Source organism: Halalkalibacter krulwichiae (assembly GCF_002109385.1).
GTDB lineage: Bacteria > Bacillota > Bacilli > Bacillales > Bacillaceae_D > Halalkalibacter > Halalkalibacter krulwichiae.
In genome coordinates this window covers 261,455-275,627 of the sequence record NZ_CP020814.1, presented here as the reverse complement: position 1 = coordinate 275,627, position 14,173 = coordinate 261,455, and the positions used below count along the sequence as shown (strand labels likewise).

Annotated in this window: 15 protein-coding genes; 3 read left to right on the top strand and 12 right to left on the bottom strand. The window is 37.5% G+C overall.

The genetic code is table 11. From position 1 onward, the window contains the following. Positions 1-13 precede the first annotated feature (13 nt). From BkAM31D_RS01505 to groES, 7 genes are all read right to left on the bottom strand, one after another. Positions 14-1,285, bottom strand: coding sequence for a TRAP transporter large permease (locus BkAM31D_RS01505; protein ID WP_066158591.1), 1,272 nt, complete (start codon positions 1,283-1,285; stop codon positions 14-16). After that, positions 1,282-1,839, bottom strand: coding sequence for a TRAP transporter small permease (locus BkAM31D_RS01500; protein WP_066158589.1), 558 nt, complete (start codon positions 1,837-1,839; stop codon positions 1,282-1,284). The genes BkAM31D_RS01505 and BkAM31D_RS01500 overlap by 4 nt, the downstream gene beginning before the upstream one ends. 228 nt (positions 1,840-2,067) lie before the next feature. Next, positions 2,068-2,967: a TRAP transporter substrate-binding protein gene (locus tag BkAM31D_RS01495; RefSeq protein ID WP_235820540.1), complete on the bottom strand. Its 900-nt coding sequence runs from the start codon at positions 2,965-2,967 to the stop codon at positions 2,068-2,070. Between the two features lie 9 nt (positions 2,968-2,976). Continuing rightward, entirely contained in the window at positions 2,977-3,120 is a 144-nt protein-coding gene (locus BkAM31D_RS23375) for a hypothetical protein (protein ID WP_157076901.1), read from the bottom strand. A gap of 159 nt (positions 3,121-3,279) precedes the next feature. Next, the gene (locus BkAM31D_RS01490) at positions 3,280-4,293 is read right to left on the bottom strand and encodes a LacI family DNA-binding transcriptional regulator (RefSeq protein ID WP_066158584.1); all 1,014 of its coding nucleotides are present in this window, start codon (positions 4,291-4,293) and stop codon (positions 3,280-3,282) included. 296 nt (positions 4,294-4,589) lie between these two features. Then, positions 4,590-6,230 carry a chaperonin GroEL gene (gene groL / locus BkAM31D_RS01485; RefSeq protein ID WP_066158582.1) on the bottom strand — a complete coding sequence of 547 codons (1,641 nt, stop codon included), beginning with the start codon at positions 6,228-6,230 and terminating at the stop codon, positions 4,590-4,592. Positions 6,231-6,285: 55 nt separating this feature from the next. Beyond that, positions 6,286-6,570: a co-chaperone GroES gene (groES, locus tag BkAM31D_RS01480; RefSeq protein ID WP_066158579.1), complete on the bottom strand. Its 285-nt coding sequence runs from the start codon at positions 6,568-6,570 to the stop codon at positions 6,286-6,288. Positions 6,571-7,002: 432 nt separating this feature from the next. Between groES and BkAM31D_RS01475 the strand changes: the two genes are divergently transcribed. Together BkAM31D_RS01475 and BkAM31D_RS01470 are read left to right on the top strand one after the other, a co-directional pair. Further along, positions 7,003-7,686 (top strand): CPBP family intramembrane glutamic endopeptidase, encoded by a 684-nt coding sequence (locus BkAM31D_RS01475; protein WP_066158664.1) that lies wholly within the window; start codon positions 7,003-7,005, stop codon positions 7,684-7,686. Further along, the gene (locus BkAM31D_RS01470; protein WP_066158577.1) at positions 7,683-7,901 is read left to right on the top strand and encodes a YdiK family protein; all 219 of its coding nucleotides are present in this window, start codon (positions 7,683-7,685) and stop codon (positions 7,899-7,901) included. Before BkAM31D_RS01475 ends, BkAM31D_RS01470 begins: the two co-directional genes overlap by 4 nt. 51 nt (positions 7,902-7,952) lie before the next feature. On the opposite strand, the gene BkAM31D_RS01465 is transcribed toward BkAM31D_RS01470, so the two are convergent. From BkAM31D_RS01465 to BkAM31D_RS01445, 5 genes are all read right to left on the bottom strand, one after another. Beyond that, positions 7,953-9,368: an MDR family MFS transporter gene (locus tag BkAM31D_RS01465; protein WP_066158575.1), complete on the bottom strand. Its 1,416-nt coding sequence runs from the start codon at positions 9,366-9,368 to the stop codon at positions 7,953-7,955. 126 nt (positions 9,369-9,494) lie between these two features. Then, complete coding sequence (locus tag BkAM31D_RS01460) at positions 9,495-10,028, bottom strand: DoxX family protein (RefSeq protein WP_066158573.1); 534 nt, start codon at positions 10,026-10,028, stop codon at positions 9,495-9,497. Positions 10,029-10,282: 254 nt separating this feature from the next. Then, a complete protein-coding gene (gene tatC / locus BkAM31D_RS01455) occupies positions 10,283-11,035 on the bottom strand; it encodes a twin-arginine translocase subunit TatC (RefSeq protein WP_066158571.1) in 753 nt (250 codons plus the stop codon). Between the two features lie 17 nt (positions 11,036-11,052). Next, on the bottom strand, positions 11,053-11,232 hold the full coding sequence (gene tatAY, locus BkAM31D_RS01450; protein ID WP_066158569.1) for a sec-independent protein translocase protein TatAY: 180 nt from the start codon (positions 11,230-11,232) through the stop codon (positions 11,053-11,055). Positions 11,233-11,389: 157 nt separating this feature from the next. After that, positions 11,390-12,025 carry a redox-sensing transcriptional repressor Rex gene (locus BkAM31D_RS01445; RefSeq protein WP_066158567.1) on the bottom strand — a complete coding sequence of 212 codons (636 nt, stop codon included), beginning with the start codon at positions 12,023-12,025 and terminating at the stop codon, positions 11,390-11,392. A 180-nt stretch (positions 12,026-12,205) separates the two neighbouring features. On the opposite strand from BkAM31D_RS01445, the gene BkAM31D_RS01440 reads away from it, so the two are divergent. Next, positions 12,206-14,131, top strand: coding sequence for an ABC-F family ATP-binding cassette domain-containing protein (locus BkAM31D_RS01440; protein WP_066158564.1), 1,926 nt, complete (start codon positions 12,206-12,208; stop codon positions 14,129-14,131). The last annotated feature ends 42 nt before the right edge of the window (positions 14,132-14,173 follow it).

Sequence of the window (14,173 nt, the reverse complement as noted above, 5' to 3'; positions counted from 1 at the left end):
GCTATTACTTCAACTAGCCAATGAGTAATAACGAAAGTTGCGGGATAAAAATGATGATTAACAACGTAACAACCATGACGATAAAGAACGGTAATATTGCTTTCGAAAGTGATTCAATCGAAACGCCCGATATCCCTGATCCTACAAAGAGATTGACTCCTAATGGCGGAGTGATAAACCCAATCGCTAAACCGACAATCATAAAGATACCGAAGTGAATTGGATCATATCCCAAGCTAATTCCAATTGGTAAAAGAATTGGTGTCAGAATAATAATTGAAGCGATCGTTTCCATAAAACAGCCAACAATAAGTAGTAACACTGCGATCAATAGAATAATCACAATTTTATTCTCAGATATTGTTAGAAGTCCTTCGGCTATTCTACTCGGTATTTGTTCTAAGTTTAATAACCGTCCAAACGCAGTTGCTGAACCAACAATGATAAGAACAGTAGCCGTAGTCAATGCAGAATCTGCAAGTACTTGGGGCAGGTCTCTAAACCCTAATTCACGATAAATGATTACTCCAGCAAATAAACCATAAATAACTGCAACAACTGCTGCCTCTGTAGGTGTGAAGATGCCTCCGTATATCCCACCTAAAATAATAAATGGAATAAATAAGGCCCACTTTGCTTCCCAGGTTTCTTTTCCAACATTTTTTAGACTAAACTTAATGCCAGTCCCACTGTAACCTTTTTTCTTTGAATAGTAATAAGCGTAGACAGCTAATCCTAACCCAACAACGATTCCAGGTAAGATTCCTGCGATAAACATATTACCAATTGAAACACTACCTGTAACCCCATAAATAACCATCGGTATACTTGGTGGAATAATGACACCAAGAGAACCAGACGCAGCTACTAATGCTGTTGAAAACTTAATATCGTACCCTTGACGAACCATCGCTGGAATCATAATACCGCCGACGGCCGCAACCGTTGCCGGACCAGATCCGGAAATCGCTGCAAAGAACATACAGGTAAAGATAGTTGCAATAGCAAAACCTCCTGTTACATTACCAACAATCGAGTTTGCTACGCGAAATAAACGATCCGAAACTCCACCTCTGCCCATAATTTCACCAGCAAGGATAAAGAAAGGGACAGCCATAAGTGGAAAGGAATCAACAGAAGTAACCAATCCTTGCACGAGAAAATCCAAAGGAATTACATTCGAATATAAAATTGTAAATAATGATGCCAGTCCAATCGCTATACCGATCGGGATACTCATCAATAGAAACAAAGTAAGGCTTCCAAATAGAATTAATGAAGTCATTTTCCGCCTCCTTTGCTATCAGGTTCTTTCGATCCTTCTAGAATTAGTTCTTGTTCCGTTTTCACTTGAAAGTTTCCATATCCCAATAATGCTTTAACTTGTTTTATCAGTTGTTGAATGATACGAATAGACGTTAAGCCCATTCCGATTGGTGTTGCCATATATACTAAACCCATTGGAATATTCAATGATGCGGCTGTTTGACCAAATTGAAAGAGTCTTTGCGATATATCATAACCTTTAATAACTACAAAGATTGCAAAACCTAAAAAGAATAAATTCGCTATAATATTTAATACAATTTTCGCTTTGTCTCTTAATAACAATAAAACGACATCTACCTTTATGTGACGTTGCCTTTTCACCCCATAGCTGATCCCGATATATATGAGCCAAATGAAACAATATCTGGCAAGCTCCTCTGACCATGGTAGAGATGAGTTCATCACAAACCTCATAAACACCTGCACACCAATAACAGTAACCATGATTATTGATAATATAACTAATAGAAATTCCTCTATATAATCATCCATCCATTTAACCACTTTCATTTATAAAACCTCTCTTTTTATTAAAAATTCTTCTCTCTAAGAAACTTATAAAATATAACCAGACTCTCCAAAGCATATACTAGATTTCAGTTTTTCAAATGATGTCATTTTTTATGAATGGAGATTAATAAAAAGAACGAACCATTAGTTAGCGGCTTAGAAATTTGATTAAAGCACTGAACACTTTCTTGAGGGGAATATAATGGGGCTGATCACAGCCCCATTTTTTTAATTAGTTGCTTCTAACAATCTTTCATAGAAATCTGCTCCAAACGCATCCTCAAATTCTAAGTAAACATCCTTTGAAGCTTCGATAAATGGCGCAAGATCTGGTTCAGTAATAGTAACTCCTTCATCTCTTACCTTTTGGATATATTCCTCTTCTTGTTGCTGACTTAGTTGTCTTTCATAATCTCTTGCTCCATCAGATGCTTCTTGAATTGCAGCTTGAATTTCTGGAGAGAGGCCCGCCCATTTTTGCTCACTAATGACTAACAACATTGGCGAATACATATGACGAGTTAAAGCAAGATAATCTTGAATTTCATAAAACCCTGACGTGTAAAATAACGAAACTGGATTCTCTTGTCCATCAACTGTTCCTTGCTGAAGACCCGTATATAGTTCACCAAAAGACATCGGAGTAGGGTTTGCTCCTAAAGATCTAAAAATGGAAAGGGAAACTGGGCTTTCCGAAGTACGAATTGCTAACCCCTTTAAGTCTTCAAGACTATTAATTTCACCTTTAGAGTTTGAAATGTGTCTGAATCCATTTTCAAAATAACCTAAAACACGAATTCCACTTTTCTCAGGTAGTTCTTCAACCATTTCTGCACCAATTTCTCCATCTAATACAGAATAAGTTGTTTCACGATCTGTAAATACATAAGGTAAATTAACCGCTTGTAATTTCGGAACCAATGTTGTGACCGGTTCAACACCAACCATTCCCATTTCAATAGTCCCTAACCCCATACCATCAACTAACTCTCGATCATGACCTAATTGACCATCGGTATAAATGTCAACTTTAACTTTTCCTTCTGTTTTTTCTTCAATTAACTCTTTAAACTTCTCAGAACCAGCATGGTATAGTGAACTTGTAGCAGTTCCATGACCTAATCGTATTACTATTTCCTAGTTAGTTCCTTCGTTTACAGCTCCATTTGCAGCATCTTCAGCATTGCTACCTTCCTGTGAAGATGATTGTGAACCACAAGCTGCTAAAATTAATAAAGTAATTAAGCTTATTAAGAATAATCCAATCTTAGATCTTTGCATAATAGACCCTCCTAGTGTAAACTAATTAAATACAGATTTTTTCTTTAAGTCTCGTACGATGTTTTTTGGGAAACATCATTTCTTACGAGGCTTTTTTTAGTGACGACAACATTGATAAACTTTTTTATACCTACCTTTACATCACCTCCTGTAATTAATCTATATACTTGGCGGTAAACAAGAGCTACGAATTTTAAGTTCTGGATCTAATTGAACAATTCTAGGCTTTGTTTTTCTTTTTCTTTTCATTCTATTAATTAACAAAGCAGTAGCTTTTGCCCCCATTTGATATGCAGGTTGTGCAACAGTACTAAGTGGTGGATCTAATAGTGGTACCCATGGATAGTCATCATACCCAAATAGTGATACATCTTTTGGAACATTTAACCCTACTTCCCTTACACCTCTAAGTACTTCTAAATTTAATAATGTATTTGTAGAAAAAATGGCTGTTGGTCTATTGGGTAAGGAAAGCAACGCTTTCGTTGCTTTTATACCACTCTCACTCTTTTGGGAGCATATTTTAATTAAATCTTCATCAATTGGAATATTATTCTCACTTAATGCTTGCTTATAACCTTCCAATCTATCTATCCTTGGACTTTTATTTTCAACTGGGTATAGTAGCGTTGCTATTCGTTTGTGCCCCTGATCAATTAAATATTGTACTGATTGTTTTGCCCCTAAGATGTTGTTAACAATTACTGTATCTGTTTTCAAATCATCATTAAAGCGATCCAAAAATACAAAGGAATACATCTCATCTTCTAATTGATTAAATAAATCCATATTTCTTCCAGTCGTATTAATAATTAATCCGTCAACTTGTTTATTTTTTAATGTAATAATATTTTCCAGTTCGACCTTAGCGTCTTCTCCAGAACTGCTCACCATTAAACCATATCCACTACGTGTACATTCGTATTGAACTCCCTTTAATACTTCAGACCAAAAAGGGTTAGATATATCAGAAATAATAATTCCAATAGTTTGTGTGGACTTCTTTTTTAAGCTCTGCGCTACTGAATTAGGTCTATAATTTAATTCCTCCACAGCTTTTAAAATTTTGTTTTTCATTTCTTCAGACATGTATTCAAAATTCCCATTTAATACCCTTGATACAGAACTCTTTGAAACACCAGCTCTTTTAGCTACATCATTTATAGTCGCCATTCTACCATTCACCCTTTTTAATTATAAAACCGATTTCTGAAACCGGTTTTTGATATCGCTTACATTGATAATAACAATGTTTCTGAACATTTTCAATAGTATTTCTTTATTTTTTATTTGAAACTTTTCCATTAAAAGTTCAATTGAAGCTCATTGATATAACCAAATAAAATAAAAAAAGAGGCTTCTCAATAGTTTAATCAACCTTTGAGAAGCCTCAATTCCTTTAACTCGTGTTAGCATTTTGTTAGCAAATCACTCCAAAAACCCTTATATACCATGGGGTTGAGCAGTCATCACATCATGCCGCCCATTCCACCCATACCGCCCATGCCGCCCATGTCAGGCATGCCAGCACCAGCGTTTTCTTCTGGTTTATCAGCGATTACAGCTTCAGTCGTTAAGAACATTGCTGATACTGATGCAGCGTGTTGTAAAGCTGAGCGTGTAACTTTAGTTGGGTCAACGATACCAACTTCAACCATGTTTACCCACTCGCCAGTTGCCGCATTGAATCCTTGGCCAACTGCTTCACCTTTAAGACGCTCAACGATAACAGATCCTTCAAGACCAGCGTTGTGTGCGATTTGACGAACTGGCTCTTCTAGAGCACGAAGAACGATGTTTACACCTGTTGCTTCATCGCCATCAGCTTGAACAGCTTGAACAGCTTTGATTACGTTGACAAGTGCAGTACCACCACCAGCTACGATACCTTCTTCAACAGCAGCACGAGTTGAGTTTAATGCATCTTCAATGCGTAGTTTACGCTCTTTTAATTCTGTTTCAGTAGCAGCACCAACTTTAAGAACGGCAACACCACCAGCTAGTTTAGCAAGGCGCTCTTGAAGCTTTTCCTTGTCAAACTCTGAAGTTGTTTCTTCAAGTTGAGCTTTGATTTGGTTCACGCGAGCTGCAATTTGATCAGCTTCGCCTGCACCTTCAACAATTGTTGTATTTTCTTTTGTTACAACAACTTTACCAGCGCGACCAAGTTGAGCGATATTAGCAGACTTCAGGTCTAAACCTAGGTCTTCTGTAATCACTTCACCACCTGTAAGGATCGCAATGTCTTCAAGCATTGCTTTACGACGGTCACCAAATCCAGGAGCTTTAACAGCTACTGCATTAAATGTACCACGTAATTTATTCACTACTAATGTAGCTAGAGCTTCCCCTTCAACATCTTCAGCGATGATAAGGATCGGACGACCTTGTTGAACTACTTGCTCAAGAACAGGAAGAACTTCTTGGATGTTAGCAATTTTCTTATCTGTGATAAGAACATATGGGTTATCTAAAATAGCTTCCATTTTGTCAGAGTCTGTTACCATGTAAGGAGATGCATATCCACGGTCAAATTGCATACCTTCAACAACTTCAAGCTCTGTAGAGAAACCTTTAGATTCTTCAATTGTGATAACGCCGTCGTTACCAACACGATCCATAGCTTCAGCAATGATTTCGCCTACTTCATTATCAGCTGCTGAAATAGCTGCAACTTGTGCAATTGAAGCTTTGCCTTCGATTGGCTTAGAAATCTTACGTAACTCTTCAACAGCAGCTGCTGTTGCTTTTTCAATTCCTTTACGGATAACCATTGGATTTGCACCAGAAGTTACGTTTTTAAGACCTTCACGGATCATAGCTTGAGCAAGAACTGTTGCTGTAGTTGTACCGTCCCCAGCGATGTCGTTCGTTTTGCTCGCTACTTCAGCAACAAGCTTTGCACCCATGTTTTCAAATGCATCTTCAAGTTCGATTTCTTTAGCAATAGTTACACCATCATTTGTAATTAATGGAGAACCAAATTTCTTTTCAAGAACCACGTTACGTCCCTTTGGTCCAAGTGTTACTTTCACAGCATTTGCAAGTGCATCTACACCACGAAGCATTGAGCGACGTGCGTCTTCACTAAACTTAATATCTTTAGCCATGGGATAACCTCCTAAAATTTTAATAGTATATGTAGAGCTTTAGCTCATAAATTTTTTAGCCAACGATTGCAAGAATATCGCTCTCACGAAGAATTAAATATTCTTTGCCTTCATATTTCACTTCTGTCCCAGCATATTTAGAGAAGATAATAGTATTTCCTTCACTTACTTCAAGAGCAACTCGCTCGCCATTTTCAGTCACACGACCAGAACCAACAGCAACGACTTTCCCTTCTTGAGGCTTTTCCTTTGCAGAATCCGGTAGTACAATTCCGCTTGCAGTTTTTTCCTCTGATTCAACTAATTCAATGACAACACGATCACCTAATGGCTTTAACAAGGAAAACACCCTCCTTCAAACTGTTAACAAATTTTTATTTATTAGCACTCGACTTCGATGAGTGCTAACACATTTATTATAATAATAACATCTGATTCGTTTTGCAAGTGTTTTACATAAATTTTTTTACGCTTACAAAACATTTACATTGCTTTGTTTTTCTTAATATGTAAAAAACAAGCTCCCCAAACAATCGCTCATAATCAGTTAGTCTTTTACATAACTTATGGAGAACATGTCCTGTCTCAAACCTTCTTTATCATATCCAAAATATTTCCGTTTATACTGTTTCGATGCAATCGTAAGGCTTTCCTTCTGCTTTTCTACCTTACTTATGTTAAAATATGTTGATGAAATTATTACATTCTCGGTTTAAAGGAGCTTTGTACATTGAATATACGTTATTGGTGGATTCTAATTACATACGCTTTAATGCAGCTCTCTGCCATTGTCGGGATGCCGCTTCTTATTTCTTTAGGAGTAGAAGTGGAACGAATTCCTGGTATTTGGAGTATGGTTTCGTTTTCGCTTGGATTACTAATCATATTGTTTCTTCTTAAGCCAGATATCAAGCACCGCCATGCTCGTGCTGGTCGTTCTACAAGAGGCGAAGCCATTCGCTGGTCGGTTATTGGGGTTTTTCTCGTTTTCGCTGCTCAATATGCTGCTGCATTAATTGAAATGTTTGTTCTTGGTATAGAGCCTGGCTCAGAAAACACAGAGACAATCATTGAATTTGCAAAAGCGTTTCCTGCTTTTATTATTGTTGTTTCTGTTATTGGTCCAATCCTTGAAGAGATTGTGTTCCGATTAGTTATTTTTGGTGCACTTTATAAACGCTTTGGATTTTGGATTGCGGGTATCGGAAGTTCATTGATCTTTGCTGCTGTTCATATGGACTTTACACATTTGCTTGTATATACCGCAATGGGATTAGTATTTGCTTTTCTATATGTAAAAACTGGCCGAATTCTTGTTCCAATTATCGCTCATGTAGCGATTAACCTATTTGTAGCAGTAGTAAATGTACTTCTTGCTGATCGACTAGAAGATTGGATGGAACAGCTTGAACAAATTCAGCAAACATCAATTATCATCATTGGAGGATTACTATGAGAGCATCTCCCATTACAATGGCGCTCCTATATTTTTCTATAGGCGTACTGCTCGTCTTCTTCGCCATTCAAAATGTGAGCACCTCAGGATGGAATTTCTGGAGCTATTTAATTGTTTCCTTTGCTGCGATTGATTTCATGATTGCTTATCGGTTTTACCGTTTACGAAAAGTCATTAAACAATTGCAAAAGCAGAATAAGAAGAAAAAAGATTAAGACGAGTAAAACCCTGTTACTTTAGAGTAACAGGGTTTATTACTTTAAGTCTCATGAATTTGAACGCATCTTCCTTTCATCGTTGCGAGCTGCTCTTTCTAATAAGAAGGCGATTGGAATTGTTAAGGCTGTTAAAATGGATACAACTATAAACCCTTCATTTATCGCTTGAATGCTCGCCTCTTCAAAAGAGTTCATACTCGCTGTGAGCTGCCCCCTTCTTACTTCATAGTAGATAGAAACAAAGACAATTCCAAATGCTGAACTCATTTGTCTAACTACGTTGTTCACCGCAGAGCCTCTTGAAATTAAATGGTTTGGGATTGCATTCATCCCTGTCGTTGTTGAGGGCATTCCACTTAGTCCCATCCCAATCCCTCGTATTGCCATCCAAACAAAGACAATAGCTAGCGACGATTCAACTGTCAGGAATCCTAGTGGAAATGTTCCAATAGTCACAATAATAAGCCCAGAAGAAATGACCCCAGTTGCCCCACTTCGGTCTAGAATACGCCCTCCTATACTCATGAAAATACCGGTCAATAAAGCAGATGGCAAGAAGACAAACCCCGTCATAATCGGACCGAATTGATAAACCTGTTGAATTAATAATGGAATCAAAAAAATACCAGCAAACAAACCAATAGAAGAGATAGACGTTATAATCATGCTATATGTATAAGCTGGGATCTTGAACAAATCTAAGTCTAAGAGAGGCTGCTCTACTTTTCGCTCAATCCGCACAAATACATAGAGTAGAACGATACCTAGTGCTAGCAACAATAGATTCATCCTCTCCCCTAAATGCGCAAATTCAGAAATACGCCCTAATGCAAATAATACCGCTCCGACTCCTAAAGTAACGGTCACAAACCCATAACGATCAAATGTAACACGATTATTCGATTTAGAATGAGGCAAGTACCGTAAAGCAAACCAAAGTCCTATTAAGCCAAATGGTACATTCACTAGAAACAAATATGTCCAATTCATCGTTTCAAGGATAAAGCCTCCAAATGTTGGGCCAATGGTTGGAGCCATCATTGCGGATACTCCCCATACCCCTGTAGCAAGACCTCTTTCCTTTCGAGGAAATGCCTCAAAAATTAAAGCCATCGATAACGGCATCATAATTCCTCCGCCGATTCCTTGCAAGCCCCGGAAGAGAATTAATGAGCTTAAATTCCATGACTGTGAGCCTAAAATTGAGCCTAAAATAAAAATACATAAGCCGATAATATATAGCTTCTTTTTCCCAAATCGGTCACCTAAATAACCAGTAACAGGCACCGTCATCCCCATTGTAACCATGAAGATCGTAATCACCCATCCAGTCGAAACGGCATCAGCTAGAAAGACATCCATAAGCTGGGGAATAGCTGGATTCAGCATACTATTGTTTAAAATCATCGTAAAAGAACCTAGTAATACAGCAATGACAACTAACCACTTCTCAGATATGTTCATGATCTCACCTACACCATTTCGCTTTTCGAAGCAAATAATGAATCTATCATACCACGAAAGTATTTATCGCAACAGAAGAGCTAAACGCTAATAAAGGTCAACTCTTCCCGAGTTGACCCCCTTAGATTACACTGCTTCTTTTAATTGCCCAGTTACGTTCATGCTTTGATCATCTTTGTTACGACGGAAGACTTTTGCTTTCAAGTAAGGCAGTACCCATCTATCGCCACCGTATCTTCCAGCATTTGCTCCTGCTGCTAAAAGAAACATTGAAATCATAATCATCCATGGGTTCGTTGAAATCGTACCTGCAAATAAGAAAGAGATATTCATAACGACTCCGAAAAACGCTGCTGCTGATGTGAGTACTCCTAAGATTAACCCTAAACCTACTAACACTTCTCCCCATGCTACTACGATACTGAATAGTTCTGCATTCGGAATCGCAAAGCTTTCTAGAAAGGCTACATAGTTAGGATAGATTAGCTCTTCTCCTTTTAATACTGGATTGGCAACAGCTCCTTGTAGAAATCCTCCTGCATTAAATTCTCCTGTTACTTTGCCCCAACCGGCAGTTAACCAAGCCCACCCTAGATACACTCGTAATACAAACCATACACCTGCAATATATTTATTATCTCTAAAGAATTTTCCTATCATGATGACTTCCTCCTCTAATTTTCTTATCGATTGCTCAACACTTCACATTAATTTGTGAATATTTTCACAACCTTTTCTATATCCATAGTATAAGCTCTACTACTCACTTTGGCTACTCTATTTTGATACTTGTCAAAGATTGTTCAATATTTCACATATTGTTGTCAAAAACCTTACGCACCCTTCCTATAACGCCTGAAAAATACAATCGCATTGAAGCACCTAAAAAAAGGACTCCAATGCGATGTTGGTTGTTATTTCTCTAACTCTGCTTCACGTGCCGCTTCCAATCTTTTAACTTTTCGATAAGTTAAATAGGATACCCATATACTGAATTCATATAAAAGTAAGAGTGGTACGGTTACCATCAAATGTGAAATAATCTCTGGTGGTGTAATGAAACCAGCAATCACTAACAAAACAAAATAAGCAATTTTCCTCACTTGTCCTAAGAAGGTTGGCGTAATCATCCCTAGCCGTGTAAAGAACATGACGACGACTGGCAGTTGAAAAAGCAAGCCAAAAGGCAAAGTGATTTGAAAGAGAAAACTAAAGTATTCGTTAATTCCATATTGCTCTGTAATTCCTAAACTTTCCGATAAATTACCCATAAATTGAATTATGAAAGGGAATAAAATAAAATATGAGAATGAAATCCCTAATAAAAACAAAATAAAGGCAAAAGGAATATAAGCAAGAGTTGCCTTTTGCTCCTTCTCATGAAGCCCCGGCCTAATAAAAGCCCAGAGTTGATACATGATGACCGGAAATGTTAAAACAAAGCCAACAGAAACGGCAAATGTCATGAAGATTCTAATCGGATCCGTTAACTTAAAAGCATTCATCGGTAAATCTTGTGCAGTTGGCGTACTTTGTAAATACATAATTAAAGGTTTTGCTAAAAAAAAGCCGGCAATTAGTGCGACCGTGAAAAAGATGAGCGATATGACAATTCTTCGTCTCAATTCCACAATATGCTCCATCACCGACATATCTTTATGTTCCATTTATAAACCCTTCCTACTTAGGCTTTATCTTTATCCTTCTTCTTATCATCTTCGTCATCAGCTAAGCCTTTAGTCGCTTGCTTGAATTCACGTAAAGTATTTCCAGCAGCCTTTCCTAGCTCTGGAAGTTTCTTTGGACCAAAAATTAATAAGGCAACAAGTGCAATAATCGCAATACTTCCTGCTCCTAAACCCATAGGTAGCACCTCCTTGTCCAATTACTTTCTCATTATAGTCCTTCTGATTACAGAAGGCAATCACTCTCGATAATTGTATAATTTTGTTCAAAAAGAAAGAGACGATCCTTCAATCTTCTTTCCTTGGTAGAGAATTTACGATATGTTGTTCAAGCTTTTACACAGGGTAATGCTTTAGAAAATAGACTAATGATTGTAGCTCAACAGTCAAATCGATGTGATGCACACGTACAGTTTCAGGCACATCTAATCTTGCCGGTGTAAAGTTTAGAATTCCTTGAATCCCAGCTTCTACTAGTTGATCAGCGATTTTTTGAGCGGCGGCAGACGGTACGGTTAAAATAGCGACTGTAACATCAGAATCAATTACTTCTTTGAAATCCTTTAGGTGATAAACCGGTACTCCACCAACATTTGTTCCTATTTTATTTTCATCTACATCAAACGCCATGACAATTTGAGTATTTTTGTTCTTTGAAAAATTATAATGTAAAAAAGCTGTTCCTAAATTCCCGACACCAACTAGTGCTACTTTTGTTAATTCATCTTGGTCTAATGTTTTCCGAAAGAAAGAGAGTAAGTAATTCACATTATATCCATACCCCTTTTTCCCAAGTGCTCCGAAATAAGAGAAATCTCTTCGAATTGTAGCTGAATCAACCTTTACTGCCTCACTTAATTCAGTTGAAGAAACTCTTTGTTTGCCTGAGGCGTAAAGATTTTCCAAAAATCTATAATAAAGTGGTAAACGCTTTGCCGTTGCTTGTGGAATCTTGGTTTGATCATTTTTCATCAAGTTTCCTCCCTCCTGCTACCATCTAGTTTGGCCTTCTAGATGTATTTTTTATTGTACACTAATTCACAGAGAATGTAATCGTTTCAATTCAGAGTTCATGAAGTTGTTGAATGAGTCAATCTACGATACACTTATATATAGTAGAAAATCGATTTTAACTAGATAGGAAGGAACCCTATGATTGTCTTACAATGTATAAATATATCTAAATCGTTTGGCGTTGACCCTATTCTATCAAATATTAAACTTGATATCCAAACAGGAGAGCGTGTCGCTCTTGTTGGGAGAAATGGTGCAGGAAAATCAACGCTTTTAAAAATAATAGCTGGTCAGATTTCATTCGATAGCGGGCAACTTATGATTCCAAAAGGTATCGAACTCGGCTATCTTGCTCAAAATACTGGGCTCGAGTCAGATCTTTCCATTTGGGACGAGATGCTTACAGTCTTTAAACCACTTCAACGTATGGAGAAACAAATTCGGGAGATGGAAGTACAAATGGCTGATCCTGCCTTACTTTCCGATCAAGCAAAGTACGAAAAGTTACTGAAGGAATATGACCAACTGCAATTAACTTTTAAAGACAAAGGTGGCTATCAGTATGAAGCTGATATTCGCGGTGTCCTTGCAGGGATGAATTTCGCTGACTTTGATTACCAAACGAAAATTTCCACGTTAAGCGGTGGGCAAAAGACAAGACTCGCACTGGCGAAACTACTTTTAACAAAACCAGATATTCTAATTCTTGATGAGCCGACAAACCATCTAGACATCGCCACTTTAACATGGCTTGAACAGTACTTAGTCTCTTACAAAGGCGCGATCTTAATCGTCTCCCACGATCGTTACTTCTTAGATAAAATTGTGACTGAAGTCGTCGAAATCTCAAGAACAAAATCAACGAAATATCCTGGAAATTACAGTGCTTATCTTGAAGAGAAAGCGAAACGGTATGAACAGGAACTAAAACAGTTTGAAAAACAACAAGGTGAGATTGCAAAATTAGAAGACTTTATCCAGCGTAATATTGCGAGAGCTTCTACTACCAAACGTGCTCAAAGCAGGCGAAAGCAATTAGAGAAAATGACGTTACTAGATCGCCCGTCAGGATCGGAAAAGTCCGCTTCCTTCTCTTTTGACATAAAGCGTCAAAGCGGAAATGAAGTAATTCGAGCTACCGACCTTGAAGTCGCTTATGGTGAAGCAACGATTTTTCAAAATCTTGAACTCGCCGTTGATAAAGGTGAAAGTGTTGCTTTAATTGGTCCAAACGGAGCTGGAAAAACGACACTACTCAAAACGTTAATGAATGCCATCCCTCTTAAAAAAGGTTCTATTAAATTTGGCAGCAATGTAACCATTGGCTACTACGATCAAGAACAAGCCAACTTAAAATCGAACAAGTCAGTTCTTCATGAGCTATGGGATGATTATTCTCTAGAACCAGAAAAGGAAATTCGAACAGTACTCGGTAACTTTCTGTTTACAGGTGATGACGTATTAAAACCTGTTTCTGCACTAAGCGGTGGAGAAAAAGCAAGACTCGCCTTAGCTAAATTAATGATGCAAAAAGCGAACGTGCTCATTCTTGATGAGCCGACAAACCATTTAGATCTTGATGCAAAAGAAGTACTCGAAAATGCGTTAATAGATTATCCAGGAACATTGTTATTCGTTTCTCATGATAGGTATTTCCTTAACCGTATTGCTACTCGAATGGCAGAGCTTGAGAATGGTCAAATGACTAATTACCTTGGAGATTATGATTATTACCTTGAGAAAAAAGACGAAATGTATCAACGTGAACAACTTGATTTACAAGAAAAAGGACATGTCGTTACAGAAAGCATCCAACCTGATAAAAGTAATTATATACAAGATAAAGAAGCAAAAAAATTAGAAAGACAACGGTTAAGACGAATCGAGGAAATTGAAGCAAGAATTGAAGCGTTAGAACTACTCTGTGCCGAAAAAGAAGAAGCATTATGTGATCCTGATGTTTACTCTGATCATGAGAAGGCTCAATTATTCCAGCAGGAAATTGATAACTCTAAGCTCGAAATGGATAATCTAATGGAAGAGTGGGAGCAGCTTCAACAATAAAGTACAATGATAAAAGGGGTGTCTCAAAAGGTCTTTAACCTT

Excerpts from the sequence above, each read along its gene's own strand:
- BkAM31D_RS01505 (WP_066158591.1), bottom strand. The coding sequence starts at position 1,285 with ATGACTTCATTAATTCTATTTGGAAGCCTTACTTTGTTTCTATTGATG.
- BkAM31D_RS01500 (WP_066158589.1), bottom strand. The coding sequence starts at position 1,839 with ATGAAAGTGGTTAAATGGATGGATGATTATATAGAGGAATTTCTATTA.
- BkAM31D_RS23375 (WP_157076901.1), bottom strand. The coding sequence starts at position 3,120 with ATGCAAAGATCTAAGATTGGATTATTCTTAATAAGCTTAATTACTTTA.
- BkAM31D_RS01490 (WP_066158584.1), bottom strand. The coding sequence starts at position 4,293 with ATGGCGACTATAAATGATGTAGCTAAAAGAGCTGGTGTTTCAAAGAGT.
- groL (WP_066158582.1), bottom strand. The coding sequence starts at position 6,230 with ATGGCTAAAGATATTAAGTTTAGTGAAGACGCACGTCGCTCAATGCTT.
- BkAM31D_RS01475 (WP_066158664.1), top strand. The coding sequence starts at position 7,003 with ATGCAGCTCTCTGCCATTGTCGGGATGCCGCTTCTTATTTCTTTAGGA.
- BkAM31D_RS01470 (WP_066158577.1), top strand. The coding sequence starts at position 7,683 with ATGAGAGCATCTCCCATTACAATGGCGCTCCTATATTTTTCTATAGGC.
- BkAM31D_RS01465 (WP_066158575.1), bottom strand. The coding sequence starts at position 9,368 with ATGAACATATCTGAGAAGTGGTTAGTTGTCATTGCTGTATTACTAGGT.
- BkAM31D_RS01460 (WP_066158573.1), bottom strand. The coding sequence starts at position 10,028 with ATGATAGGAAAATTCTTTAGAGATAATAAATATATTGCAGGTGTATGG.
- tatC (WP_066158571.1), bottom strand. The coding sequence starts at position 11,035 with ATGGAACATAAAGATATGTCGGTGATGGAGCATATTGTGGAATTGAGA.
- tatAY (WP_066158569.1), bottom strand. The coding sequence starts at position 11,232 with ATGGGTTTAGGAGCAGGAAGTATTGCGATTATTGCACTTGTTGCCTTA.
- BkAM31D_RS01445 (WP_066158567.1), bottom strand. The coding sequence starts at position 12,025 with ATGAAAAATGATCAAACCAAGATTCCACAAGCAACGGCAAAGCGTTTA.
- BkAM31D_RS01440 (WP_066158564.1), top strand. The coding sequence starts at position 12,206 with ATGATTGTCTTACAATGTATAAATATATCTAAATCGTTTGGCGTTGAC.